Origin of the sequence: Pseudonocardia spirodelae (genome assembly GCF_037727765.1) — a bacterium.
Lineage (GTDB): Bacteria > Actinomycetota > Actinomycetes > Mycobacteriales > Pseudonocardiaceae > Pseudonocardia > Pseudonocardia spirodelae.
In genome coordinates, this window is the sequence record NZ_JBBJUP010000003.1 from 1 (window position 1) to 19,565 (window position 19,565).

The window sequence follows — 19,565 nt, forward strand, 5'->3', positions numbered from 1 at the left end:
GCGAGCTGTTCCGGACCACCGAGCAGGAGCGCCGTCTGGCCGCCGCCGGGGTCGCCGTCGACCCCGCCGACACCCGCGGGGAGGTCGAGGACGTGCTCGCCCGGGTGCTGGAGCGGGCCACCCTGACCCGACCGGACGTGCCGCCGACCGGCACCGTCGGCGGGCGCGGCGGCCGCCAGGGCGTGCACTCCGAGAAGCTCGAGCACGCCCTCGTCGTGATGCAGAGCCTCGCCCGCCGCCACCCCGGTGCGTCGTGGTGACCGGGCCGGGCGGCGTCGTCGCGCAGGTCGTCGACCCCGAGATGCCGATGCTGACCCTCGACGACCTCGGCGTGATCCGGTCGGTGACCCGGGACGGGGACCGCGTGGTCGTCACGATCACGCCGACCTACTCCGGCTGCCCGGCCGTCGAGGAGATGCGCGCCGACATCCGCAGCGCCCTCGCCGGCGCCGGCTACCCGGCGTCGGAGGTGCGCACCGTGTTCGCCCCGGCCTGGAGCACCGACTGGATCAGCGACGCCGGGCGGCGCAAGCTCGCCGAGGCCGGCATCGCCCCGCCCGGGTCGGCGCCGCGCACGTCCGGGCCGGTGCCGCTGACGCTGGACACGCCGTCGTCGGTGGTGCGCTGCCCGCAGTGCGGCTCGCCCGCCACCGAGGAGCTGTCCCGGTTCGGGCCGACCGCGTGCACCGCGCTGCGTCGCTGCACCGCCTGCCGGGAGCCGTTCGAGCACATGAAGGAGCTGTGAGGATGAGCGAGCGGCGCCGCGCGGCCGCCTGGCGGGCCCGCGCCAACCAGGCGTCCGGGCGCACGATGCTGGCCCTCGACGACGAGATCGAGGCGCTGCTGGCCGAGGACGCCCCGGCGGCCCTGCCCACGGGGTTCCACCGGCTCGTCGTGACCGGGGTCGACCGGCTGTGCGACGACGCCGTCGCCGTCACCTTCGACGTCCCCGAGGACCTGCGCGAGCACTACGCGTTCCGCCCCGGCCAGTACCTGACGCTGCGCACGGAGACCGCGGACGGCGAGCAGCGCCGTTCCTACTCGGTCTGCTCCGCGGCCGGGACCGCCCCGCGGGTGGGGGTGCGCCGGGTCGACGGCGGCCTGTTCTCCGCGTGGCTGGTCGACGGGCTGAGCCCCGGCGACGTCGTCGAGGTCGGCCCGCCGAGCGGCTCGTTCACCCCGGAGCTGACCGCGGGCACCCACCACGGCCTGGTCGCCGCCGGCTCCGGGATCACCCCGGTGCTGTCGATCGCCGCGTCGCTGCTGGCCGCGCACGACGACACGAGGGTGACCCTCGTGTACGGCAACCGGCGCACCGACACGGTGATGTTCACCGAGGAGATCGCCGACCTCAAGAACCGCTACGGCCCGCGGCTGCACCTGCTGCACGTGCTCTCGCGCGAGCCCACCGAGGCCGACATCGTCAACGGCCGCCTCGACGCCGAGCGGCTGCGGCTGCTGTTCACCGCGCTCGTCGACGTCGACGGCGTCGACGACTGGTGGCTCTGCGGCCCGCTCGGGATGACCGAGGCCGCGGTGTCGGTGCTCGGCGAGCTGGGTGTCGACCGCTCCCGGGTGCACCGGGAGCTGTTCTACGTCGACGAGCCCCCGCCCGAGGTGCACCGCGCCGAGGACGACGCCGTCACCGGCGTGGGCGCCGAGGTCACGGTCGTCCTCAACGGACGGTCGACCACCCTGACCGTGGCCCCCGGCGAGTTCGTGCTCGACGCCGCCCAGAAGGTCCGCGGCGACCTGCCGTTCGCCTGCAAGGGCGGGGTCTGCGGGACGTGCCGGGCGAAGGTCACCGGCGGCGAGACCGAGATGCGCCGCAACTACGCCCTGGAGGACGACGAGGTCGCCGCCGGCTTCGTCCTCACCTGCCAGACCCGCCCGGTCTCCGGGACTGCGACGATCGATTACGACGCCTGATAATCGGCCCATGCCGATCGACGTCGAGCGGGACGGGCACGTCGCCGTGCTCACCATCAACCGGCCCGAGGCACGCAACGCGCTCGACCCCGGGCACCAGGAGGCCCTGGGCGCGGCGGTCGCGGCGTTCGAGGCCGACGACGACCTGCGCGTCGCCGTGCTCACCGGCGCCGGGGACACCGTGTTCTCCGCCGGCGCGGACCTGAAGACGCTGATCCCGGCCTACCGGGACCGGGTCCGCGCCGGGGAGTCCCCGCCGTGGAACTTCGGCGGGTTCACCACCACCCCGCGCACGAAGCCGATGATCGCCGCGATCAACGGCCACGCGCTGGCCGGCGGCTGCGAGATGGCACTGGCGTGCGACATCCGGCTCGCCTCGCCGAACGCGACGATCGGGCTGGCCGAGACGCGTTGGGCGATCATCCCCGGGGCCGGGGGCACGGTGCGGCTGCCGCGCGCGGTCCCGCCCGGGATCGCGATGGAGATGATCCTGACCGGCGACCCGGTCGACGCCGCCGAGGCCCACCGGACCGGGCTGGTCAACCGGGTCGTGCCCCTGCCGGAGCTGCTGCCGGCCGCCGTCGCGCTGGCGCACCGGATCGCCGGGCGCGGGCCGCTGGCGGTGCGCGCCGCACGGGCGTCGGTGCTGGCCGGGCTCGGCGTCGACGAGGCGACCGCGCTGGCCGGGGAGTTCGCGCGCTTCGTCGAGGTGATGCGCACCGACGACGCCGTCGAGGGCGCCACCGCGTTCGCCGAGAGGCGCGAGCCCCGCTACCGCGGACGGTGAGCGTGCGCCGCGGGCATCCGGTGGGGCCGACCGGCTCCGTGATCGTCCGCGCGCTGGGGCTGCTCGACGCGTTCGGGCCCGACCGGCCCGCGCTGACGCTGAGCGAGCTGGCCCGCCACGCCGGCGTCCCGCTGTCGACGGCGCACCGCCTGGTCGCCGACCTCGCCCGGTGCGGCGCCCTGGAACGCGACGACGCCGGCCGCTACCGGATCGGCCTGCGCCTGTGGGAGCTGGGGGCGCTGGCCCCGCGCGGGCAGGCGCTGCGCGAGACCGCGCTGCCGTTCCTGGAGGACCTGTCGCGCATCACCCGGGAGAACGTGCAGCTCGCCGTGCGCGAGGGCGCGGAGGTGGTGTTCGTCGAGCGGCTGGCCGGGTCGGCCGCGGTGCCGGTGCACACCCGCGTCGGCGGCCGCTTCGCGCTCACCGCGACCGGCGTCGGGCTGGTGCTGCTCGCGCACTCGCCGCCGGAGCTGCAGGACGAGGTCCTGGCCGGGCGGATCGAGCGCTTCACCCCGTTCACCGTGACCGACCCCGGGCGGCTGCGCAGGATGCTCGCCGACATCCGCCGCGACGGGCACTCGGTCAGCGACCGCCAGGTCACCGACGACTCGCTGTCGGTCGGCGCCCCGCTGCACGACGCCCGCGGCCACGTCGTCGCCGCGCTGTCGCTGGTCGTGCGGCACGGCAGCGTCGACGCCCGCGCGCTCGCCCCGCTGGTGCGCACCACGGCGGCGGGGATCAGCCGCGCCCTGTCCGCCCGCTGATTGTCTTCCATTTCCCGGAAGCGCCGTACGGCTCCGGGCCCCGGGCCCCGCATCCTCGCCGGTACCACCACCGACGCACGGAGACGACGGAGTCCCACATGCGCCCCACGCCACCGGCGGACGCGGTCCGCCGCCTGCTCGACGACGCCCCCATGTCCCGCTACCAGTGGGGCGCGGTCGCGGCGTGCGTCCTGCTCAACGTCCTCGACGGCTTCGACGTGCTGGTCATGGCCTTCACCGGCCGCTCGGTGTCCGCGGAGTGGGGCCTGTCCGGCGCCGGGCTCGGCCTGCTGCTGTCCGCGGGCCTGGTCGGCATGGCCGCCGGATCCGTCCTGATCGGACCGTGGGCGGACCGGGTCGGCCGCCGCCCGGTCGTGCTCGGCTGTCTCGCACTGGCCGGGGTCGCGATGCTGGCCTCGGCCGCCGCGCAGTCCCCCGGCCAGCTCGGCGCGCTGCGCCTGGTCACCGGGCTCGGCGTCGGCGGCATCCTCGCCACCAGCAACGTCATCGCCGCCGAGTACGCCTCGGCGCGCTGGCGCGGGCTCGCGGTCAGCCTGAACTCGACCGGCTACGCGCTGGGCGCCGTGCTCGGCGGGCTGCTCGCCGTCGCGCTGATCGGGCAGTTCGGCTGGCGCTCGGTGTTCCTGGCCGGCGGCCTGGCCACGCTCGCGGTGATCCCGCTGGTGTGGTGGCGGCTCCCGGAGTCGATCGACTTCCTGCTGGTCCGCCGCCCGCGCGGCGCCCTGGAGAGGGTCAACGCCCTGCTCGCCCGGACGGGGCACGCCCCGCTGGACGCGCTGCCCGGGGGAACCCCGGTGCGCACGGGCGTCGCCGCGGGCTACGGCGCCCTGCTGCGCCCCGCGCTGCGCCGCACCACGCTGCTGATCTGGGTCGGGTTCTTCTGCGTGATGGCCGGGTTCTACTTCGTCACCAGCTGGACGCCGACGCTGCTCGTCGAGGCCGGGCTCTCCCCGGAGTCGGGTATCGCCGGGGGCACCCTGCTCAACGTCGGCGGCATGTTCGGGGCCGCCGCGCTCGGCCTGCTCGCCGCCCGGTTCGCGCTGCACCACGTCCTCGCCGGGTACCTGGTCACCACCGCGGTGCTGCTGGGGGTGTTCATCACCACGACGTCCTCGCTCGCGCTGGCCTTCGTCGTCGCGGTGCTGGTCGGGCTGTTCGTCAACGGCTGCGTCGCCGGGCTGTACGCGCTGGCCCCCACCTCCTACGGCGCCGACGTGCGCACCACCGGCGTCGGCACCGCGCTCGCCGTCGGCCGTTCCGGCGCGATCCTCGCGCCGACCCTGGCCGGGGCCCTGCTCGACGGCGGCGCCACCCCGCAGTCGCTCTACCTGCTCTTCGCCGCGGTGTTCGTCGGCGCGGCCGTCCTCGTCCTGCTGCTGCGCCGCATCGGTGCGGCCACCACCACCCAGGGAGTCCCCGCATGAGCACGATCCCCCGCGACCAGTGGTACGTCGCCGCCTACTCCGGCGAGATCGGCCGGGAGCTGTTCGGCCGGACGATCTGCGGCGAGCCCGTCCTGTTCTGGCGCACCGAGGCCGGTGCCCTCACCGCGCACGCCGACCGCTGCGTGCACCGCCGCTTCCCGCTCTCCCAGGCCCCCAGCCGGCTCGTCGGCGACACCGTCGTGTGCGGCTACCACGGCTTCACCTACGGCGCGGACGGGAAGTGCGTCGCCGTGCCGGGGCAGAACCGGGTGCCGCGCACCGCGCGGCTCGCGCCCTACCCCGTCGTCGAGCAGGACTCGCTGGTCTGGATCTGGATCGGCGACCCTGACCGCGCCGACACGACGCGCATCCCGCGTGCGACCTACCTCGACGACCCGGGCTGGACGACCGTGCGGGGGATGGAGCCGCTGGCCGCGCGGTTCTCGCTGCTGGTGGACAACCTGCTCGACCTCTCGCACGAGACCTACCTGCACGGCGGCTACATCGGCACCCCCGAGGTGGCGGCCACCCCGATCTCCACCGAGGTCGACGAGGACGCCGGCATCGTCCACGTCTCCCGGCACATGGACGACGCCGAGTGCCCGCCGTTCTACGAGCGCTCCACCGGCCTGTCCGGGCGGATCGCGCGCTGGCAGGACATCGAGTACACCCCGCCGTGCCTGTACAAGCTGCACTCGCGCATCGCGCCGGTCGGCTCCGTCCCGCACGCCGACGGCTCCGACCCCGACGCCTTCCACGTCGAGGTCGTCTACGCGATCACCCCGGAGACCGAGACCTCCACGCACGACTTCTGGATGGTCGCCCGCGACTTCGCCCGCGACGACGAGTCGGTCTCGGCCTTCCTCGCCGAGCAGAACCGCACCGTCGTGCTGCAGGACGTCGAGGCCCTCGACGTGCTGGAGCGCGTGATCGCCGCCGAGCCCGATGGCTACCAGGAGCTGTCGGTCAACATCGACACCGGCGGGCTGGCCGCGCGCCGGATGCTGGCCCGGATGGCCGCGGGCGAGGAGGCGGTCCTCCGGTGAGCGACATCCCCGAGGCGCCCCCGGTGCTGCACGGGCGCCGGGTGCAGCGCATCCACTGGGTGCTGGGCACCGACCGGCAGCGCGCGGTGTGCCACTGCGGCGCCGAGCGCGTCTTCGACGACCCCGTCCCGCTCTGGGAGTGGCTGCTCGCCCACCCCGACGGGCACGACCCCGTCGCGGTCCCGGACCCCCGCGACCGCGTCCTGGAAGGAGCGACCCGATGACCGCCCGGCTCGTGGTGGAGAAGAAGGAGACCGCCGCCGACGGCGTCGTGGTCCTGACCCTGCGCGACCCGTCCGGCGCGGACCTGCCGGAGTGGACGCCGGGGGCGCACCTGGACCTGGAGCCGGCCGCGGGCCTCGTCCGGCAGTACTCGCTGTGCGGGGACCCGCACGAGCGGTCGGTGTACCGGGTCGCGGTGCTGCGCGAGCCCGGCGGGCGCGGCGGCTCCGCGCACGTCCACGACGTCCTGGCCGAGGGCGACACGGTGGGCGTCGGCGGACCGCGCAACCACTTCGCGCTCGTCGACGCGCCGGGCTACCTGTTCGTCGCGGGCGGCATCGGGATCACCCCGATCGTGCCGATGGTCGCGGCGGCGCAGGCCGCGGGCGCGGACTGGCGGCTGGTCTACGGCGGCCGCAGCCGCTCCTCGATGGCCTTCACCGAGCTCGCCGAGCGCCACCCCGGCCGGGTCGAGCTGGTCCCGCAGGACGAGGCCGGGCTGCCCGACCTCGCGGCGGTGCTCGGCGCCGCCGGCGACCGCCCGGTGTACTGCTGCGGCCCCGGCGGGCTGCTCGACGCCGTCGCCGGGATGGGCGCGGAGCTGGGACTGGACGTGCACCTGGAGCGGTTCACCCCCGCCGACGGCGCGCTCGACGGTCCGCAGGACGCGTTCGAGGTCGAGCTCGCCGGGTCCGGCCGGGTGCTCGAGGTCCCGGCCGGCTGCTCGGTCCTCGAGGCGCTGGAGGGCGCCGGGCTCACGATGCTGTCCTCCTGCCGGGAGGGCACCTGCGGCACCTGCGAGACCGGGGTGCTCGGCGGCGAGCCCGACCACCGCGACTCCCTGCTCTCCGACGACGAGCGCGCCGCCGGCGACGTGATGATGGTGTGCGTGTCCCGCTCGCGGTCCCCGCGGCTCGTGCTGGACCTCTGACCGACCGGCCGACCCGGACTTTCCGGAACACTGGGCCCATGGGATTCCTCGACGGTGTCATGGGCAACGCCTCCCGGGTCGACCCGCGGGCCGCGGCGCAGGAGTTCGCCCGCCTGCTCGCCCCCGGTGAGCAGGTCCAGGCGGCCTACCAGCTGCTGCGCGACTCGTTCCTGTTCACCGACCGGCGCCTGGTGCTGGTCGACAAGCAGGGCATGACCGGGCGCAAGGTCGAGTACCACTCGGTCCCCTACCGCGCGATCACCCACTTCTCGGTCGAGACCGCAGGCACGTTCGACCTCGACGCCGAGCTGAAGATCTGGGTGTCGGGCACCCCGGCGCCGCTGCAAAAGACCTTCGGCAAGGGCGTCGACGTGTACGAGGTGCAGGCCCTGCTCGCCTCCTTCGTCGCGCGCTGAGACGCGCCGTAGGGTCGGCCCCGTGTTCGTGAAGGTGTGCGGGTTGTCCACCCCGACCGACGTCGACGCGGCCGTGGCCGCCGGAGCCGACGCGGTCGGGTTCGTCGTGTACCCGCCGAGCCCCCGCCACGTCGACCCGGCCGGGCTCGGCGCGCTCGTCGCGCGGGTGCCCGAGGGGGTGGCCTCGGTGGTCGTGGTCGCCGACCTGCCCGCCGCCGAGGCCGCCGCGGTCGCCGCGGCGGCCGGGGCCGGCGTGCTGCAGCTGCACGGGCGCTACACCCGCGACGACTTCGCCGCCGCCGCCCGGGAGCCGGTCGTCCTGTGGCGGGCGACGTCGCTGGCCCACGACCCGGACCTCACCGTCGGGCTGTACGGCGAGGAGATGCTGCTGCTGGACTCGCCCGTCGCCGGGTCCGGCGAGCGCTGGGACGCCGAGGCGCTCGACCCGCGCCCCGACGGGCACTGGCTGCTCGCGGGCGGGCTGACCCCGGACACCGTCGCGACCGCCGTGCGACGGGTGCGCCCCTGGGGCGTCGACGTCTCCAGCGGCGTCGAGTCGGCCCGCGGGGTGAAGGACCACGCCCGCATCCGCGACTTCGTCGCCGCCGCCCGCTCCGCAGCCTGACCCCGCCCCGCCCGCTGCCGCTCCGCCCCGCGGTTGCTCCGAGGGGCACTCTCGGGGCTTAGAGCGCTACGAGGGTGCCCCTGGGAGCAGCGCCGGGGCGCGGTGCGACGACAGCGGATGCATTCTGCGCGCAGATCATGCATGATTCTCCCGATCAGGCATCATCTCGTCGTCGAGGAGCCGTCATGGCCGCGGGTTCACTGCAGGGCAAGGTCGCGATCGTCACCGGGGGCGCGTCCGGCATCGGCCGGGCGACGGCGGGGCGCTTCGTCGACGCGGGCGCGTCGGTCGTGATCGCCGACCTGGACGGCGAGGCCGCCGAGGCCGCCGCCGCCGAGCTGGGTGAGCAGGCCGTCGCCCTGCGGGTCGACGTCACCGACGCCGCCGCCAACGCCGCCGCCGTCGAGCGGGCCGAGAGCGCCTTCGGCCGGCTCGACGTGCTGTCGTGCAACGCCGGGATCACCGGCTACCCGGTCCCCGCGCTCGACGCCGACCCCGACGAGTTCTCCACGATCTTCGACGTCAACGTCAAGGGCGTCTGGCTGGGCGTGCGGGCCGCGGTCCCCGCGATGCGCCGCACCGGCGGCGGCGCGATCACCGTCACCGGCTCGGTGATGGGCGAGCGCACCCGTCCCGGGTTCGGCGCCTACGCGAGCTCCAAGGCCGCCGCCAACCACCTGGCCCGCACGCTGGCCCTGGAGCTGGCCCCCGACATCCGGGTCAACTGCCTGGCCCCGGTCGCGACCGACACCCCGATGCTGCCCAGGTTCCTCGGCACCGACGACCCCGAGGCCGCCCGCGAGCGCTTCATCGGTTCCATCCCGCTGGCACGGCTCGCCGAGGCCGGCGACGTCGCGGACGCCGCGGTCTTCCTCGCCTCCGACGCCGCGTCGTTCCTCACCGGCGTCGTCCTGCCCGTCGACGGCGGGCGGAGCATCTGATGGGCCTGCCCCTCGACGGCCTGCTCGTCGTCTCCTGCGAGCAGGCCGTCGCCGCCCCGATGGCGACCCGCCACCTCGCCGACCTCGGCGCCCGCGTCATCAAGATCGAACGCGCGGGCTCCGGCGACTTCGCCCGCGGCTACGACGAGACCGTCAACGGCCTGTCCAGCCACTTCGTGTGGCTCAACCGGTCCAAGGAGTCGGTCGCGCTCGACCTCAAGTCCCCCGACGGGTCGGCGACGATGATGCGCCTGCTGGAGCGCGCCGACGTCTTCGTGCAGAACTTCGCCCCCGGCGCCGCGGAACGCCTCGGGCTGGGCGCCGCCGCGCTGCGCGAGCGGTTCCCCCGGCTGGTGACCTGCTCGATCTCCGGCTACGGCAGCTCCGGCCCCTACCGCGACGCCAAGGCCTACGACCTGCTCATCCAGTCCGAGGCCGGGCTCGTCTCGATCACCGGCACCGAGGACGCGCCCGCCAAGAGCGGCATCCCGGCGGCCGACATCGGCGCCGGCATGTACGCGTTCTCCGGGATCCTCTCGGCGCTCTACGAGCGCGAGCGCACCGGCACGGGCACCGACCTCGAGGTCAGCCTCTTCGACTCGCTCGTGGAGTGGATGGGCTACCCGCTCTACTACGCCGGCTACGGCGGCAGCGCCCCGCGGCGCACCGGCACCAGCCACGCGGCCATCGCCCCCTACGGCACGTTCTCCGCCGGGGACGGCACCGACGTCGTCCTGTCGATCCAGAACGAGCGCGAGTGGGCCACGTTCTGCGAGGTCGTGCTGGGCCGCCCCGAGGTCGCGACCGACCCGCGGTTCGACAGCGGCCGGGCGCGCGTGGAGAACCGGCCCGCGCTGCACGCCGAGATCGACGCCGCGTTCTCGGCGCTGACCGGCGACGAGCTCGTCGAGCGGCTGGTGACCGCCCGGATCGCGCACGCCCGGCAGCGGGAGGTGGGCGAGGTGCTGGAGCACCCGCAGCTGTCCGCGCGGGACCGCTGGACCGAGGTCGGGAGCCCGGTCGGTCCGCTGCGCGCGCTGCTGCCGCCGATCACCGTCGCCGGGCGCACCCCGCGGATGGGCCCGGTCCCCGACGTCGGGGAGCACACCGAGGCCGTCCTGGCCTGGCTCGACGAGACCTGAGCACCCCCTCCCGACGACGTGAGGACCGCACCGTGACCGGAACCGAGAACATGCGACGGGTGGCGACCGCCAGCTTCCTGGGCAGCGCCATCGAGTGGTACGACTTCTTCCTGTTCGGCACCGCCGCCGCGCTGGTGTTCAACACCCTGTTCTTCCCCGGCAGCGACCCGCTGTCGGGCACCCTGCTGGCGTTCGCGACGTTCGGCGTCGGCTTCCTCGCCCGCCCGCTCGGCGGCATCGTCGCCGGGCACCTGGGCGACCGGATCGGGCGGAAGAAGACGCTCGTCGCGACCCTGCTGCTGATGGGCGGGGCGACCGCGCTGATCGGCCTGCTGCCCACCGCGGAGAGCATCGGGGTGTGGGCGCCGGTCCTGCTCGTCGTGCTCCGCCTGGCCCAGGGCCTCGGTGTCGGCGGCGAGTGGGGCGGCGCGGCGCTGATCACCGTCGAGCACTCCCCCGCGCACCGGCGCGGCTTCTACGGCAGCTTCCCCCAGCTCGGGGTGCCCGCCGGGCTGCTGCTCGCGACGGCGGCGTTCGCGCTGGTCAGCACCCTGCCCGAGGACCAGCTGCTGTCCTGGGGCTGGCGGGTGCCGTTCCTGGCGAGCATCGCGCTCGTCGCGGTCGGGCTGTTCATCCGGATGAGGATCAGCGAGCCGCCGGTGTTCGAGCAGGCCCGCGAGGCCGGCCCGGTGACGCTGCCGGTGCTCACCGTGCTGCGCGAGTTCCCGCGCCAGGTGCTGCTCAGCGCCGGCATCCGGTTCGCCGACAACGTCCTCTACTACGTCTGCGCCACCTTCGCGCTCACCTACGTCGCCACCGAGCTGGGGCTGCCGCGCAGCCTCGCGCTGACCGGCGTGCTCATCGCGTCGGCGGTCGAGCTGGTGACGATGCCGCTGTTCGGGGCACTGTCGGACCGGATCGGGCGGCGCCCGGTCGTCGCCGGTGGCGCCGTGCTCACGGTGCTGGCGGCGCTGCCGTTCTTCTGGCTGCTCGACACCGGCAGCCCGGCCGCGATCGTGCTGGCGATGGTCGTGACGATCTCGGTGGCGCACGCGGCCACCTTCGCGCCGCTGGCCGCGTGGTTCGCGGAGATGTTCGGCACCGGGGTGCGCTACAGCGGGGTCTCGGTCGGCTTCCAGCTCGGGTCGCTGCTGTCCGGGGCGCCGACGCCGCTGCTGGCCACCGCGCTGCTGGCCTGGTCCGGCGGGGCGCCGTGGCCGGTCGCGGCCATGATCGGTGTCGCCGGGCTGGTCACGCTGGTCTGCGCGGTGCTGGCGGGCGAGACCTTCCGCGGCGGCATCGCCGCACCGGCCCCCGGGCCGGCCGCGCGGGCCGCTGACGCAGGATGAGGACGTGAGCGCGGCGCAGGGCACGACGAAACGGGACCAGATCGTCGACGCGCTGCGCCGCGACATCCTCGCCGGGGAGCTGGCGCGCGGCGTGCCCCTGCGCCAGGACGAGCTGGCCCGCCGCTTCGGCACGTCGATCACCCCGGTCCGCGAGGCGCTCAGCGTGCTCTCGGCGGAGGGGCTGGTCGTCGCCGAGCACAACCGCGGGGTCCGCGTCGCGGGCGTCGACCCGGCCGAGGTCGCCGCGACCTACGTGGTGCGGCGCCTCACCGAGTCCTACGCCGTGCGCCGCGCCGCCCCGCGGATCTCGCCGCGCGACCTCGCGCGCGCCCGGGCCGTACTGGACCGGCCGGCCGCGGACCCCGCCGCCGCGCGCGAGCGCAACCGCGAGTTCCACTTCCTGCTCTACGACCGTTGCGGGCTGCCCGCGCTCACCGGGCGGATCGCGGCGATGTGGCAGGCCTTCCCCTGGGACCTGACCCTGCACGACGACGACCGCGCCGCCGCCTCGCGCGCCGAGCACGAGGCGATCCTCGACGCCATCGCCGCCGGGGACCCCGACGGCGCCGCCGCGGCGACCGAGCACCACGTCGCCCGCGGGTTCGCCTCCCTGGCCCGGGCCCTGGGCACCGACGCGGGCGCGGTGACCGACCCGTTCGACGACCTGGACTGACGTCCCACCGGGCGGGCGGCGGCGGCGCGGGCGGCCGTAGGGTCGCGGGCGTCCGCCCCGCGCCGTCGGAAGGAGACCCCGTGTCCGCACCGGACTGGGTCCAGCACGCGATCTTCTGGCACGTGTACCCGCTCGGGTTCACCGGCGCCCACCCCGACCGCGCCGACGGCGCCGACCACTCGCTGCGCCGGCTGCTGCCGTGGCTGGACCACGCGGTGGGCCTCGGGGCGAACGGGCTGCTGCTCGGCCCGGTGTTCGCCTCGGCGACGCACGGCTACGACACCACCGACCACCTGCGCGTCGACCCCCGGCTGGGCACCGGCGCCGACCTCGACGCCCTGGTGGCCGAGGCGCGGGCACGCGGGCTGCGGGTCGTGCTCGACGGCGTGTTCAACCACGTCGGCCCCGAGCACCCGCGGCTGCTCGCCGCCCGTGCCGACCCGCACGGCCCGGACGCGGCCTGGTTCCGCCGCACCGGCGACGGGGACGTCGCCGTGTTCGAGGGGCACCCCGGCCTGCACGTGCTCGACCACGGCAACCCGGCGGTGCGCGACCACGTCGTCGAGGTGCTGTGCCACTGGCTCGACCGCGGCGTCGACGGGTGGCGCCTCGACGCCGCCTACGCCGTCGGGGACGACTTCTGGGCCGACGTGCTCCCCCGGGTGCGCGCGCGGCACCCCGGCGCCTGGTTCCTCGGCGAGGTCATCCACGGCGAGCACGACGCCGTCACCGCGGCGACGACCATCGACTCGCTCACCCAGTACGAGCTGTGGAAGGCGGTGTGGTCGAGCCTGAACGACCACAACCCGCACGAGCTGGCGTGGGCGCTGGGCCGCCACGACCGGTTCGTCGCCGCCGCGGTGCCGAACACCTTCGTCGGCAACCACGACGTCACCCGGATCGCGTCGCGGCTGGACGACCGCCGCCACGTCGCGCTCGCCGTCGCCGTGCTGTGCACCGTCGGCGGGATCCCGTCGGTCTACGCCGGCGACGAGCTCGGCCTCACCGGGGTCAAGGAGGAGCGCGCCGGCGGCGACGACGCCGTCCGCCCCGAGTTCCCGGCCGACGGCTCGCTGCCCGGGGGCGCCGACACCGGGCTGCTCGACCTGCACCGGGAGCTGATCGGGCTGCGCCGCCGCCACCCGTGGCTGCACGGTGCCCGCACCGAGGTCGAGCACGTCGACGACTCCCGGCTCGTCTACGTGAGCCGCGGCGACGGCGGGGCCCTGCGCGTCACGCTGGACCTCGCCGCCGCCACCTGGGACGTCGCGGACGCCTGAGGCTCCGGCGGCGTCAGTACCGCAGCCCGGCCTCGCGCATCAGCGGCATGACGGTCTCGCCGAAGCGGTCGAGCTCCTCGTTGTAGTCGAGGAAGCCCATGATCATGCCCTCCATGCCGGCGTCGGACAGCTTCTGGAAGCCGTCGACGACCTGCTCCGGGGTCCCGACCAGCGGCATCCCGGCCCAGCCCGCGATGAAGCGCTCCTGGAACTTCTCGATCTGCTCGCCGAACGACTGGCTCTCCACGCCGATGATCGACATCAGGTTGCGGGCGCCCGGCCAGTCGCCCTTGTCGATGATGTCCTGGTGCACCCGCTTGGCCTCGGCCTCGGTGTCGCGGACGACGACGAGCCCGTAGGTCATCGTCGAGATGTCGCGGGAGTACTCCTCGCGCGCCTTCTTCTTGATCGACCTCGTGTAGTCGGGCATCTTGTCGATGTCCAGCGAGGCGAAGTTGATGTCGACGTGGCGGGCCGAGAAATCCGTCCCGGACGGCGAGTTCCCCGCGTTGATCAGCACCGGGCGCGGGTTCTGCAGCGGCTTGGGCTCGGACTCGCAGTGGGTCGAGGTGAAGTAGGTCCCGGCGAAGTCGAACTCGCCCTCCGCGGTCCAGCAGCGCTCGACGAACTCCAGCCACTCCGCACCGTAGACGTAGCGCTCGTCGTGCTCGAGCTGCTTGGGGTTGAACATCTGCATCTCGGGCGTGAACCAGCCCATGACCAGGTTCAGCCCGAACCGCCCGCCGGAGATGTGGTCGATCGTCGTCGCCATGTTCGCCGCGACGATCGGGTGCATCGTCGGGATGTGGGTGGTCGTGAAGATCGTGATCTGCTCGGTGCACTCGGCCAGCCCGGCGGCCCAGGTGAACGTCTCGAAGTTCGTGCCGTTGAAGTTGACGTTGCCGCCGAAGCCCTTCCACCGCGCGACCGGCACCATCGCCTCCATGCCGAGGCGGTCGGCCTTCTGCGCGATCGACCGCGTGTGCTCCCAGGTGATCTCGTAGGAGGTCTCGGCCTCGGTCATGCACAGGCCGCCGGAGCAGTTCGAACCGAACAGCCCCAGCTTCATCTTCTGGTCGTTGAAGATCGACGGACCGGTGCGCGGGTGCTCCAGCGGGAGCGTCTGCTCGCGCCCGTAGGTGACGGTCTCGACCATGGGGGGCCCTCCGGTGTCGGTGATGGAGTGATCGTCACCACGCTAGGGAGACCGGTCGTGCACGACCATCCGGCAGGCGCAGCGGCCTGGCCGAAACCCGTACCTCAGCCGCGGCGCAGCGTCTGCGACGGCAGCTCGCCGAAGCGGCGGCGGTAGTGCTCGGCGAACCGGGAGAGGTGCACGAAACCCCAGGCCACGGCGCGTTCGGTGACCGAGGTGTCCTCGGGCGACGCGGCGAGCAGGTCGGCGTGCACCCGCGACAGGCGCACGTCGCGCAGGTACTCGCTCGGCGTCGTGCCGAGGTGGCGGGCGAAGCCCGCCTGCAGGGCGCGGGCGGACACCCCGGCGTGGCGGGCCAGTTGCGGCACGGTGAGCGGCTGGTCGGCGTGGGCGTGCACGTGGTCGATCACCGCGCGGACCGCGGCCGGGTGCCGGCGCTCGGCGGGGGTGCGCAGCTCGTCGGAGAACCGGTGGTCGACGCCGTGCAGCAGCGCGGTCAGCACGTAGCTCTCCAGCTGCGCGCGGGCCAGCGGGGCCTCCGCGATGCCACCGGGCCGGTCGATCTCGGTCTGCAGGAACCGGACCGCGGCGAGCAGCCCGGCCCCGGCCCCGCGGCGGAGGTCGAAGCCGACGGCGAAGTCCAGCGGCTCGGTCACCGGGCGGCCGAGCAGCCCGGACAGGTGCTCCTCCAGCGGGCCGCGCGGGAACTTCATCGCGTACTGGGTGGCCTCGGGCGTCCAGGTCACGCACGAGTCCTCGGTGGGCAGCAGCACCGCGCCGCCCTCGCCGCCGCGGGTGACGGTCTCCTCGCGGCCACCGCGCCGGGTGACCCGCGTGCGCCCGCTCAGCGTCAGGTTGACGTGGTAGCAGTGGCGCAGCGGCGGCAGCGTCAGCGTCGCGTCGGCGCCGTAGACGAGGTAGCCGAGGGTGAGCCGTTCGGAGGCGACGCAGTGCAGCCGGGCGTCGAGGGGGCGCCCGCGGGAGGAGTCGAGGTCGTGCGGCACGTACACGTCGGTCACGACGCGGCGCGCCTCGTCGACGTCCTCGGTGTTCATCACCGCGTGCCCGGCCAGCGGCTCGGGGGTCTGCGGTGCGACGGCTGCGCTCACGACGATGCTCCCTTGCGACGACGTGCCCGGCGACCAGTATCGGCATCGGGGTCGGCGGCGCACGTCCGAGGACCGCGCCGGTGCGCATCACGGACAGACCGGTGCCGATCGGGGATGGATCGCCCGCGGCCGCCGGGTCACGATCGGACGCTGCCGTCGAACCGCGGCGACCGTGCCGCGGACCCCGACCCGGGAGGTACCCGTGACCGTCGACCTGCTCGCCCTGATCGGCTCGCCCACCGCGGGCGGCCGCACCGACGCCGCCGCGGCCGCCGTCCTCGCCGGAGCGCGGGCCGCGGGCGCCCGCGTGCGCACGATCGCGCTCGGTGAGCGGCCGCCGCCCGAGCAGGTGCAGGCCGCGATGGACGCCGCCGACGGCGTCCTGTTCGCCTCCCCCACCTACCGCGCCCGTTCCAGCGGGCTGATCAAGGGCGTCCTGGAGAACACCCCGCGCGGCGCCGCCGGCGAGACGGGCGCACCCCTGCTGGGCACGGCCGCCGCGATCGTGCACACCGGCGCGAGCGCCCACCACTTCCTGGCCGTCGACGACCTGCGGGCGGTGCTGGCCGGCTTCTTCGCCGCCCAGGTGCTCTCCCCCGGCCTGTACCTGGAGGCCCCGCACTTCGACGACACCGGCGCCCTCACCGGCGCCGCCCGCGACCTCGCCGCCGCGCACGGCCGGGCGTTCGCCGAGTTCACCGCGGCCGTGCGGGGCGCGCCCGCCGTCGTCGCGCTGCTCCCGCTGCTCTGAGCGCCGGGCCGGACGGTCCCGCAGCCGGCACCACCGGCGGCGCGACCCCGGCCGACCGCGTCGGCGGGAACGGTGCTGGTCCGTCCGGCCGAACCGTCCGGAGCGGGCCCGCCGCTCGCAGCACCGCGCCCTCCGGTGGTCGCGGGAGCACTCCTCGCGAACAACCCGTTCCGTACGGTCGATCACGGAACGGTCACGGGCCCTGATCCCCAGCAGGACCCGCGCGCCCCCGCTCCCCAGGCACCCGGGCGCGTCCGTTCCCGAACCGAGGAAGGACGCCCCGTGCCGAGGACATCCCCCGGCTCCGCGGCGGTCCGGCGCTCCCCGAGCCGGACCACGCGGGCCAGCACGCTGCCGACCGTCGTCACCCGCGACGCCGGCCCCACCCCGTCCGGTCGGCACCGCCGCGCCGGCCGGCGCGCCCGCACGCTGCGGGCGCTGACCTCGGCGCTCGCCGGTGGCGGTCTCGTCGCCGCGCACGCCGCCACCGGTGGCGGGCTCCCCCGGGTCGACGAGCTCGCCCTGCAGGCGTTCAGCGCACCGTCCGGGGCGCCCTCCCTCGACACCGCCCTCGCCGGTGCGACGACGGCGGAGGGCACCGGCGGCGCGGTCCGCGCGGTGAGCGAGCCGCCACCCCCGGGCGACGTCGACGCGGTCGTCGGTGCTGCCGACGACGCCGTCGGGGCCGCGGTGCGGGCGCGCGAGGAGGCCGCCCGGGCGGCCGCCGCGGCCCGCGAGCAGGCGGCCCGGGCGGCGCGGTCCGCCGCACCCGTCGCGTCGGCGGGGTCCGGCGGCGGCCCGACCGGCCCGGCGACGTGCGCGCTCGGCCGGGCCGGCATGGCCGGGGTCGCCGCGGACGTCGCCGTCGCCGGGGAGAAGCTGCGCTGCCTGTTCGGCGTCGAGTCGGTGCTCGGCATCGGCAGCCGCGGCAACGCCTCGGACCACCCGAGCGGCAAGGCGCTGGACTTCATGGTCGACCGGGCGACCGGTGACCGGCTCGCCGAGTACGCCCGGTCGAACCGCGACGAGCTCGGTATCACCTACATCATCTGGCGCCAGCGCATCGACACCGGCAGCGGCTGGGAGACCCAGGAGGACCGTGGTGGCGCGACGGCGAACCACATGGACCACGTCCACATCTCGTTCTCCTGAGCCGGGGGCCGGGCCCTCGCCGTGTGGCGACGGCCCGGCCGCGTGCTCAGCCCAGCAGCGCGCGCATCTCGGCGATCTCCGCCCGCTGGGCGTCGACGATCCGCTGCGCCAGCGCGCGGGCGCCGGGGTCGGCGCCCGCACCGAGCTCGTCGCCCGCCATCGCGACCGCGCCCTCGTGGTGGGCGATCATCAGCTGCAGGAACATCCGGTCGAACGCCGGGCCGGACGCGCGTCCGAGTGCGGCCATCTCCCGGTCGCCGGCCATCCCGGCCATCCCGGCCATCGGGCCGTGCGCGGCGTGGTCACCGGCCGCGGTCTCCGGCGCGCCCCAGGCGGCGAGCATGCCCTGCAGCTGCGCGATCTCCGGTCCCTGCGCGGACTCGATGCGCCCGGCGAGCGCGCGGACCTCGTCGCCGGCGCGGCCGTCGGCCAGCTGCGCCATGGACACGGCCTGGCGGTGGTGCGGGATCATGCCCTGGGCGAAGACGACGTCGGCCTCCGTGTGCGCGGCGGCGCCCGCCGTGGGCGCAGCCGGTACGGCGGTCGTGCCGGTGGCCGTGCCGGTGGTTCCGGCGCAGCCGGCCAGGACGAGGGCGGCGGTCAGTGCGGTGGCGGCGGCCGCCACGGTGGTGCGGTTCATCGGTGCTCCCGGTTCGGAACGTGGGTGATCGGCGGACTCCGGCGCTCTCCCGCGCCGGGGGCCGATCAGTTCCGCAGCACGCAGAGCTGCGCGAGCCGCCGTCCGACGGGTGGCGGCCGGGCGGCCGGTGCCCGGCTCCCGCGCCCGGGGGACGCCGTCCGGCCCGGCCACGGCGGCCGGACCGTCGTGAGCAGCAGCGCCGCGACCAGCGCGACCCCGGCGACGAGGACGGCGAGGCACAGGTGCAGCAGGTGCGACGCCGCGCCGTGGTCGCCGTGGTCGCCGTGGCCCCCGCGGTCCCCGTGGTCCCGGTGGCCCTCGTGCTGCCCGTGCCCGGTGCCTGCGGGTCCGGGTGACGCGGCGCCGGCGTGCGCCGGCGGGAGGCCGGCGGCGAGGGGCTCGGCGGCGGGCGGCGCGGCCAGGGCGTGCATGCCGAGCAGCCCGAGCAGGACCGGCAGCACGAGCAGCAGCCGCGTCCCGGTCGTCACGCCGGGGACGCTACCGGCCGGGGGACCCGCCCGGCACCTCTGGATACCCATACCCCCCAAGGGTATAGTGGACGGTGGACCGGAGGAGGACGCGATGCACGGCTATGCCGACACCAAGGACGCGCACGTCAAGCGGATGCGCCGGATCGAGGGCCAGGTCCGCGGCATCACCCGGATGATCGAGTCGGACAAGTACTGCATCGACGTGCTGACCCAGGTCGCCGCGGTCAACAAGGCCCTCGAGGCCGTGGCGCTGGGCCTGCTCGACGAGCACCTGAAGCACTGCGTCGCGGACGCCGCCGCCGAGGGAGGCCCCGTCGCCGAGGAGAAGATCTCCGAGGCCAGCGCGGCGATCGCCCGGCTGGTCCGATCCTGACCCTGATGGAAGAGGAACGATCCCTGTGAGCACCACCAGCTACACCGTCACCGGCATGACCTGCGAGCACTGCGTCGCCTCGGTGACCGAGGAGATCGGCGAGATCGCCGGCGTCACCGGCGTCGACGTCGACCTCCCGACCGGCGCCGTCACCGTCACCAGCGAGGGCGAGGTCTCCCCCGACGCCGTCCGCGACGCCGTGCACGAGGCGGGCTACCAGCTCGCCTGAGCCCCACAGCCATCCACCCGGCGCGGGTCGCACCGCCACCCGCGCCGGGTCCGACCGGAGGACCGACCATGACCGACACGTCCCCGGCCCACGGCCCCACCGACGCCCTGCCCC

At 75.3% G+C, this 19,565-nt stretch carries 24 protein-coding genes; 20 read left to right on the forward strand and 4 right to left on the reverse strand.

The genetic code is table 11. The annotated features are described in order from the left end of the window. The 16 genes from WJX68_RS04050 to WJX68_RS04125 form a co-directional block, all read left to right on the forward strand. Positions 1-260, forward strand: a 260-nt coding sequence (locus WJX68_RS04050) for a Phenylacetic acid catabolic protein (RefSeq protein WP_340286222.1), incomplete at its 5' end; no start/stop codon positions are given. Further along, the gene (paaD, locus tag WJX68_RS04055) at positions 257-745 is read left to right on the forward strand and encodes a 1,2-phenylacetyl-CoA epoxidase subunit PaaD (protein ID WP_340286223.1); all 489 of its coding nucleotides are present in this window, start codon (positions 257-259) and stop codon (positions 743-745) included. The genes WJX68_RS04050 and paaD, both read left to right, overlap by 4 nt. A gap of 2 nt (positions 746-747) precedes the next feature. Then, on the forward strand, positions 748-1,929 hold the full coding sequence (gene paaE / locus WJX68_RS04060) for a 1,2-phenylacetyl-CoA epoxidase subunit PaaE (RefSeq protein ID WP_340286224.1): 1,182 nt from the start codon (positions 748-750) through the stop codon (positions 1,927-1,929). Positions 1,930-1,939: 10 nt separating this feature from the next. After that, positions 1,940-2,716, forward strand: coding sequence for an enoyl-CoA hydratase/isomerase family protein (locus WJX68_RS04065; protein ID WP_340286225.1), 777 nt, complete (start codon positions 1,940-1,942; stop codon positions 2,714-2,716). Positions 2,717-2,754: 38 nt separating this feature from the next. Then, on the forward strand, positions 2,755-3,480 hold the full coding sequence (locus tag WJX68_RS04070; RefSeq protein WP_340286226.1) for an IclR family transcriptional regulator: 726 nt from the start codon (positions 2,755-2,757) through the stop codon (positions 3,478-3,480). Between the two features lie 98 nt (positions 3,481-3,578). Beyond that, entirely contained in the window at positions 3,579-4,925 is a 1,347-nt protein-coding gene (locus WJX68_RS04075; protein WP_340286227.1) for an MFS transporter, read from the forward strand. Then, the gene (locus WJX68_RS04080; RefSeq protein ID WP_340286228.1) at positions 4,922-5,971 is read left to right on the forward strand and encodes a Rieske 2Fe-2S domain-containing protein; all 1,050 of its coding nucleotides are present in this window, start codon (positions 4,922-4,924) and stop codon (positions 5,969-5,971) included. Before WJX68_RS04075 ends, WJX68_RS04080 begins: the two co-directional genes overlap by 4 nt. Further along, positions 5,968-6,195: a hypothetical protein gene (locus WJX68_RS04085; protein WP_340286229.1), complete on the forward strand. Its 228-nt coding sequence runs from the start codon at positions 5,968-5,970 to the stop codon at positions 6,193-6,195. Before WJX68_RS04080 ends, WJX68_RS04085 begins: the two co-directional genes overlap by 4 nt. Then, entirely contained in the window at positions 6,192-7,124 is a 933-nt protein-coding gene (locus tag WJX68_RS04090; RefSeq protein WP_340286230.1) for a PDR/VanB family oxidoreductase, read from the forward strand. The genes WJX68_RS04085 and WJX68_RS04090 overlap by 4 nt, the downstream gene beginning before the upstream one ends. A gap of 38 nt (positions 7,125-7,162) precedes the next feature. Next, complete coding sequence (locus WJX68_RS04095; RefSeq protein ID WP_340286231.1) at positions 7,163-7,540, forward strand: PH domain-containing protein; 378 nt, start codon at positions 7,163-7,165, stop codon at positions 7,538-7,540. Positions 7,541-7,568: 28 nt separating this feature from the next. Then, positions 7,569-8,165, forward strand: coding sequence for a phosphoribosylanthranilate isomerase (locus tag WJX68_RS04100; protein WP_340286648.1), 597 nt, complete (start codon positions 7,569-7,571; stop codon positions 8,163-8,165). A gap of 185 nt (positions 8,166-8,350) precedes the next feature. Then, complete coding sequence (locus tag WJX68_RS04105) at positions 8,351-9,106, forward strand: SDR family oxidoreductase (RefSeq protein ID WP_340286232.1); 756 nt, start codon at positions 8,351-8,353, stop codon at positions 9,104-9,106. After that, positions 9,106-10,248, forward strand: coding sequence for a CaiB/BaiF CoA transferase family protein (locus WJX68_RS04110; protein WP_340286233.1), 1,143 nt, complete (start codon positions 9,106-9,108; stop codon positions 10,246-10,248). The genes WJX68_RS04105 and WJX68_RS04110 overlap by 1 nt, the downstream gene beginning before the upstream one ends. A gap of 32 nt (positions 10,249-10,280) precedes the next feature. Further along, positions 10,281-11,597: an MFS transporter gene (locus WJX68_RS04115; protein ID WP_340286234.1), complete on the forward strand. Its 1,317-nt coding sequence runs from the start codon at positions 10,281-10,283 to the stop codon at positions 11,595-11,597. A gap of 4 nt (positions 11,598-11,601) precedes the next feature. Further along, entirely contained in the window at positions 11,602-12,270 is a 669-nt protein-coding gene (locus tag WJX68_RS04120; protein WP_340286235.1) for a GntR family transcriptional regulator, read from the forward strand. Positions 12,271-12,350: 80 nt separating this feature from the next. Then, complete coding sequence (locus tag WJX68_RS04125) at positions 12,351-13,550, forward strand: alpha-amylase family glycosyl hydrolase (protein WP_340286236.1); 1,200 nt, start codon at positions 12,351-12,353, stop codon at positions 13,548-13,550. A gap of 13 nt (positions 13,551-13,563) precedes the next feature. On the opposite strand, the gene WJX68_RS04130 is transcribed toward WJX68_RS04125, so the two are convergent. Together WJX68_RS04130 and WJX68_RS04135 are read right to left on the reverse strand one after the other, a co-directional pair. Further along, complete coding sequence (locus WJX68_RS04130; RefSeq protein WP_340286237.1) at positions 13,564-14,706, reverse strand: LLM class flavin-dependent oxidoreductase; 1,143 nt, start codon at positions 14,704-14,706, stop codon at positions 13,564-13,566. Between the two features lie 104 nt (positions 14,707-14,810). Continuing rightward, positions 14,811-15,815 (reverse strand): AraC family transcriptional regulator, encoded by a 1,005-nt coding sequence (locus WJX68_RS04135; RefSeq protein WP_340286238.1) that lies wholly within the window; start codon positions 15,813-15,815, stop codon positions 14,811-14,813. A gap of 202 nt (positions 15,816-16,017) precedes the next feature. Between WJX68_RS04135 and WJX68_RS04140 the strand changes: the two genes are divergently transcribed. Both WJX68_RS04140 and WJX68_RS04145 read left to right on the forward strand, forming a co-directional pair. Then, positions 16,018-16,566: an NADPH-dependent FMN reductase gene (locus tag WJX68_RS04140; protein ID WP_340286239.1), complete on the forward strand. Its 549-nt coding sequence runs from the start codon at positions 16,018-16,020 to the stop codon at positions 16,564-16,566. Positions 16,567-16,848: 282 nt separating this feature from the next. Continuing rightward, a complete protein-coding gene (locus WJX68_RS04145) occupies positions 16,849-17,718 on the forward strand; it encodes a VldE C-terminal domain-containing protein (protein WP_340286240.1) in 870 nt (289 codons plus the stop codon). 46 nt (positions 17,719-17,764) lie between these two features. Here the strand turns inward: WJX68_RS04145 and WJX68_RS04150 are convergent, their stop codons facing one another. Then, on the reverse strand, positions 17,765-18,358 hold the full coding sequence (locus tag WJX68_RS04150) for a DUF305 domain-containing protein (RefSeq protein WP_340286241.1): 594 nt from the start codon (positions 18,356-18,358) through the stop codon (positions 17,765-17,767). A 65-nt stretch (positions 18,359-18,423) separates the two neighbouring features. Then, positions 18,424-18,846 (reverse strand): DUF6153 family protein, encoded by a 423-nt coding sequence (locus tag WJX68_RS04155; RefSeq protein WP_340286242.1) that lies wholly within the window; start codon positions 18,844-18,846, stop codon positions 18,424-18,426. Positions 18,847-18,940: 94 nt separating this feature from the next. Here WJX68_RS04155 and WJX68_RS04160 point away from each other — a divergent pair, with 94 nt between their 5' ends. Together WJX68_RS04160 and WJX68_RS04165 are read left to right on the forward strand one after the other, a co-directional pair. Next, a complete protein-coding gene (locus WJX68_RS04160; RefSeq protein WP_340286243.1) occupies positions 18,941-19,222 on the forward strand; it encodes a metal-sensitive transcriptional regulator in 282 nt (93 codons plus the stop codon). A 25-nt stretch (positions 19,223-19,247) separates the two neighbouring features. Continuing rightward, positions 19,248-19,451, forward strand: coding sequence for a heavy-metal-associated domain-containing protein (locus WJX68_RS04165; protein WP_340286244.1), 204 nt, complete (start codon positions 19,248-19,250; stop codon positions 19,449-19,451). Positions 19,452-19,565 lie beyond the last annotated feature (114 nt).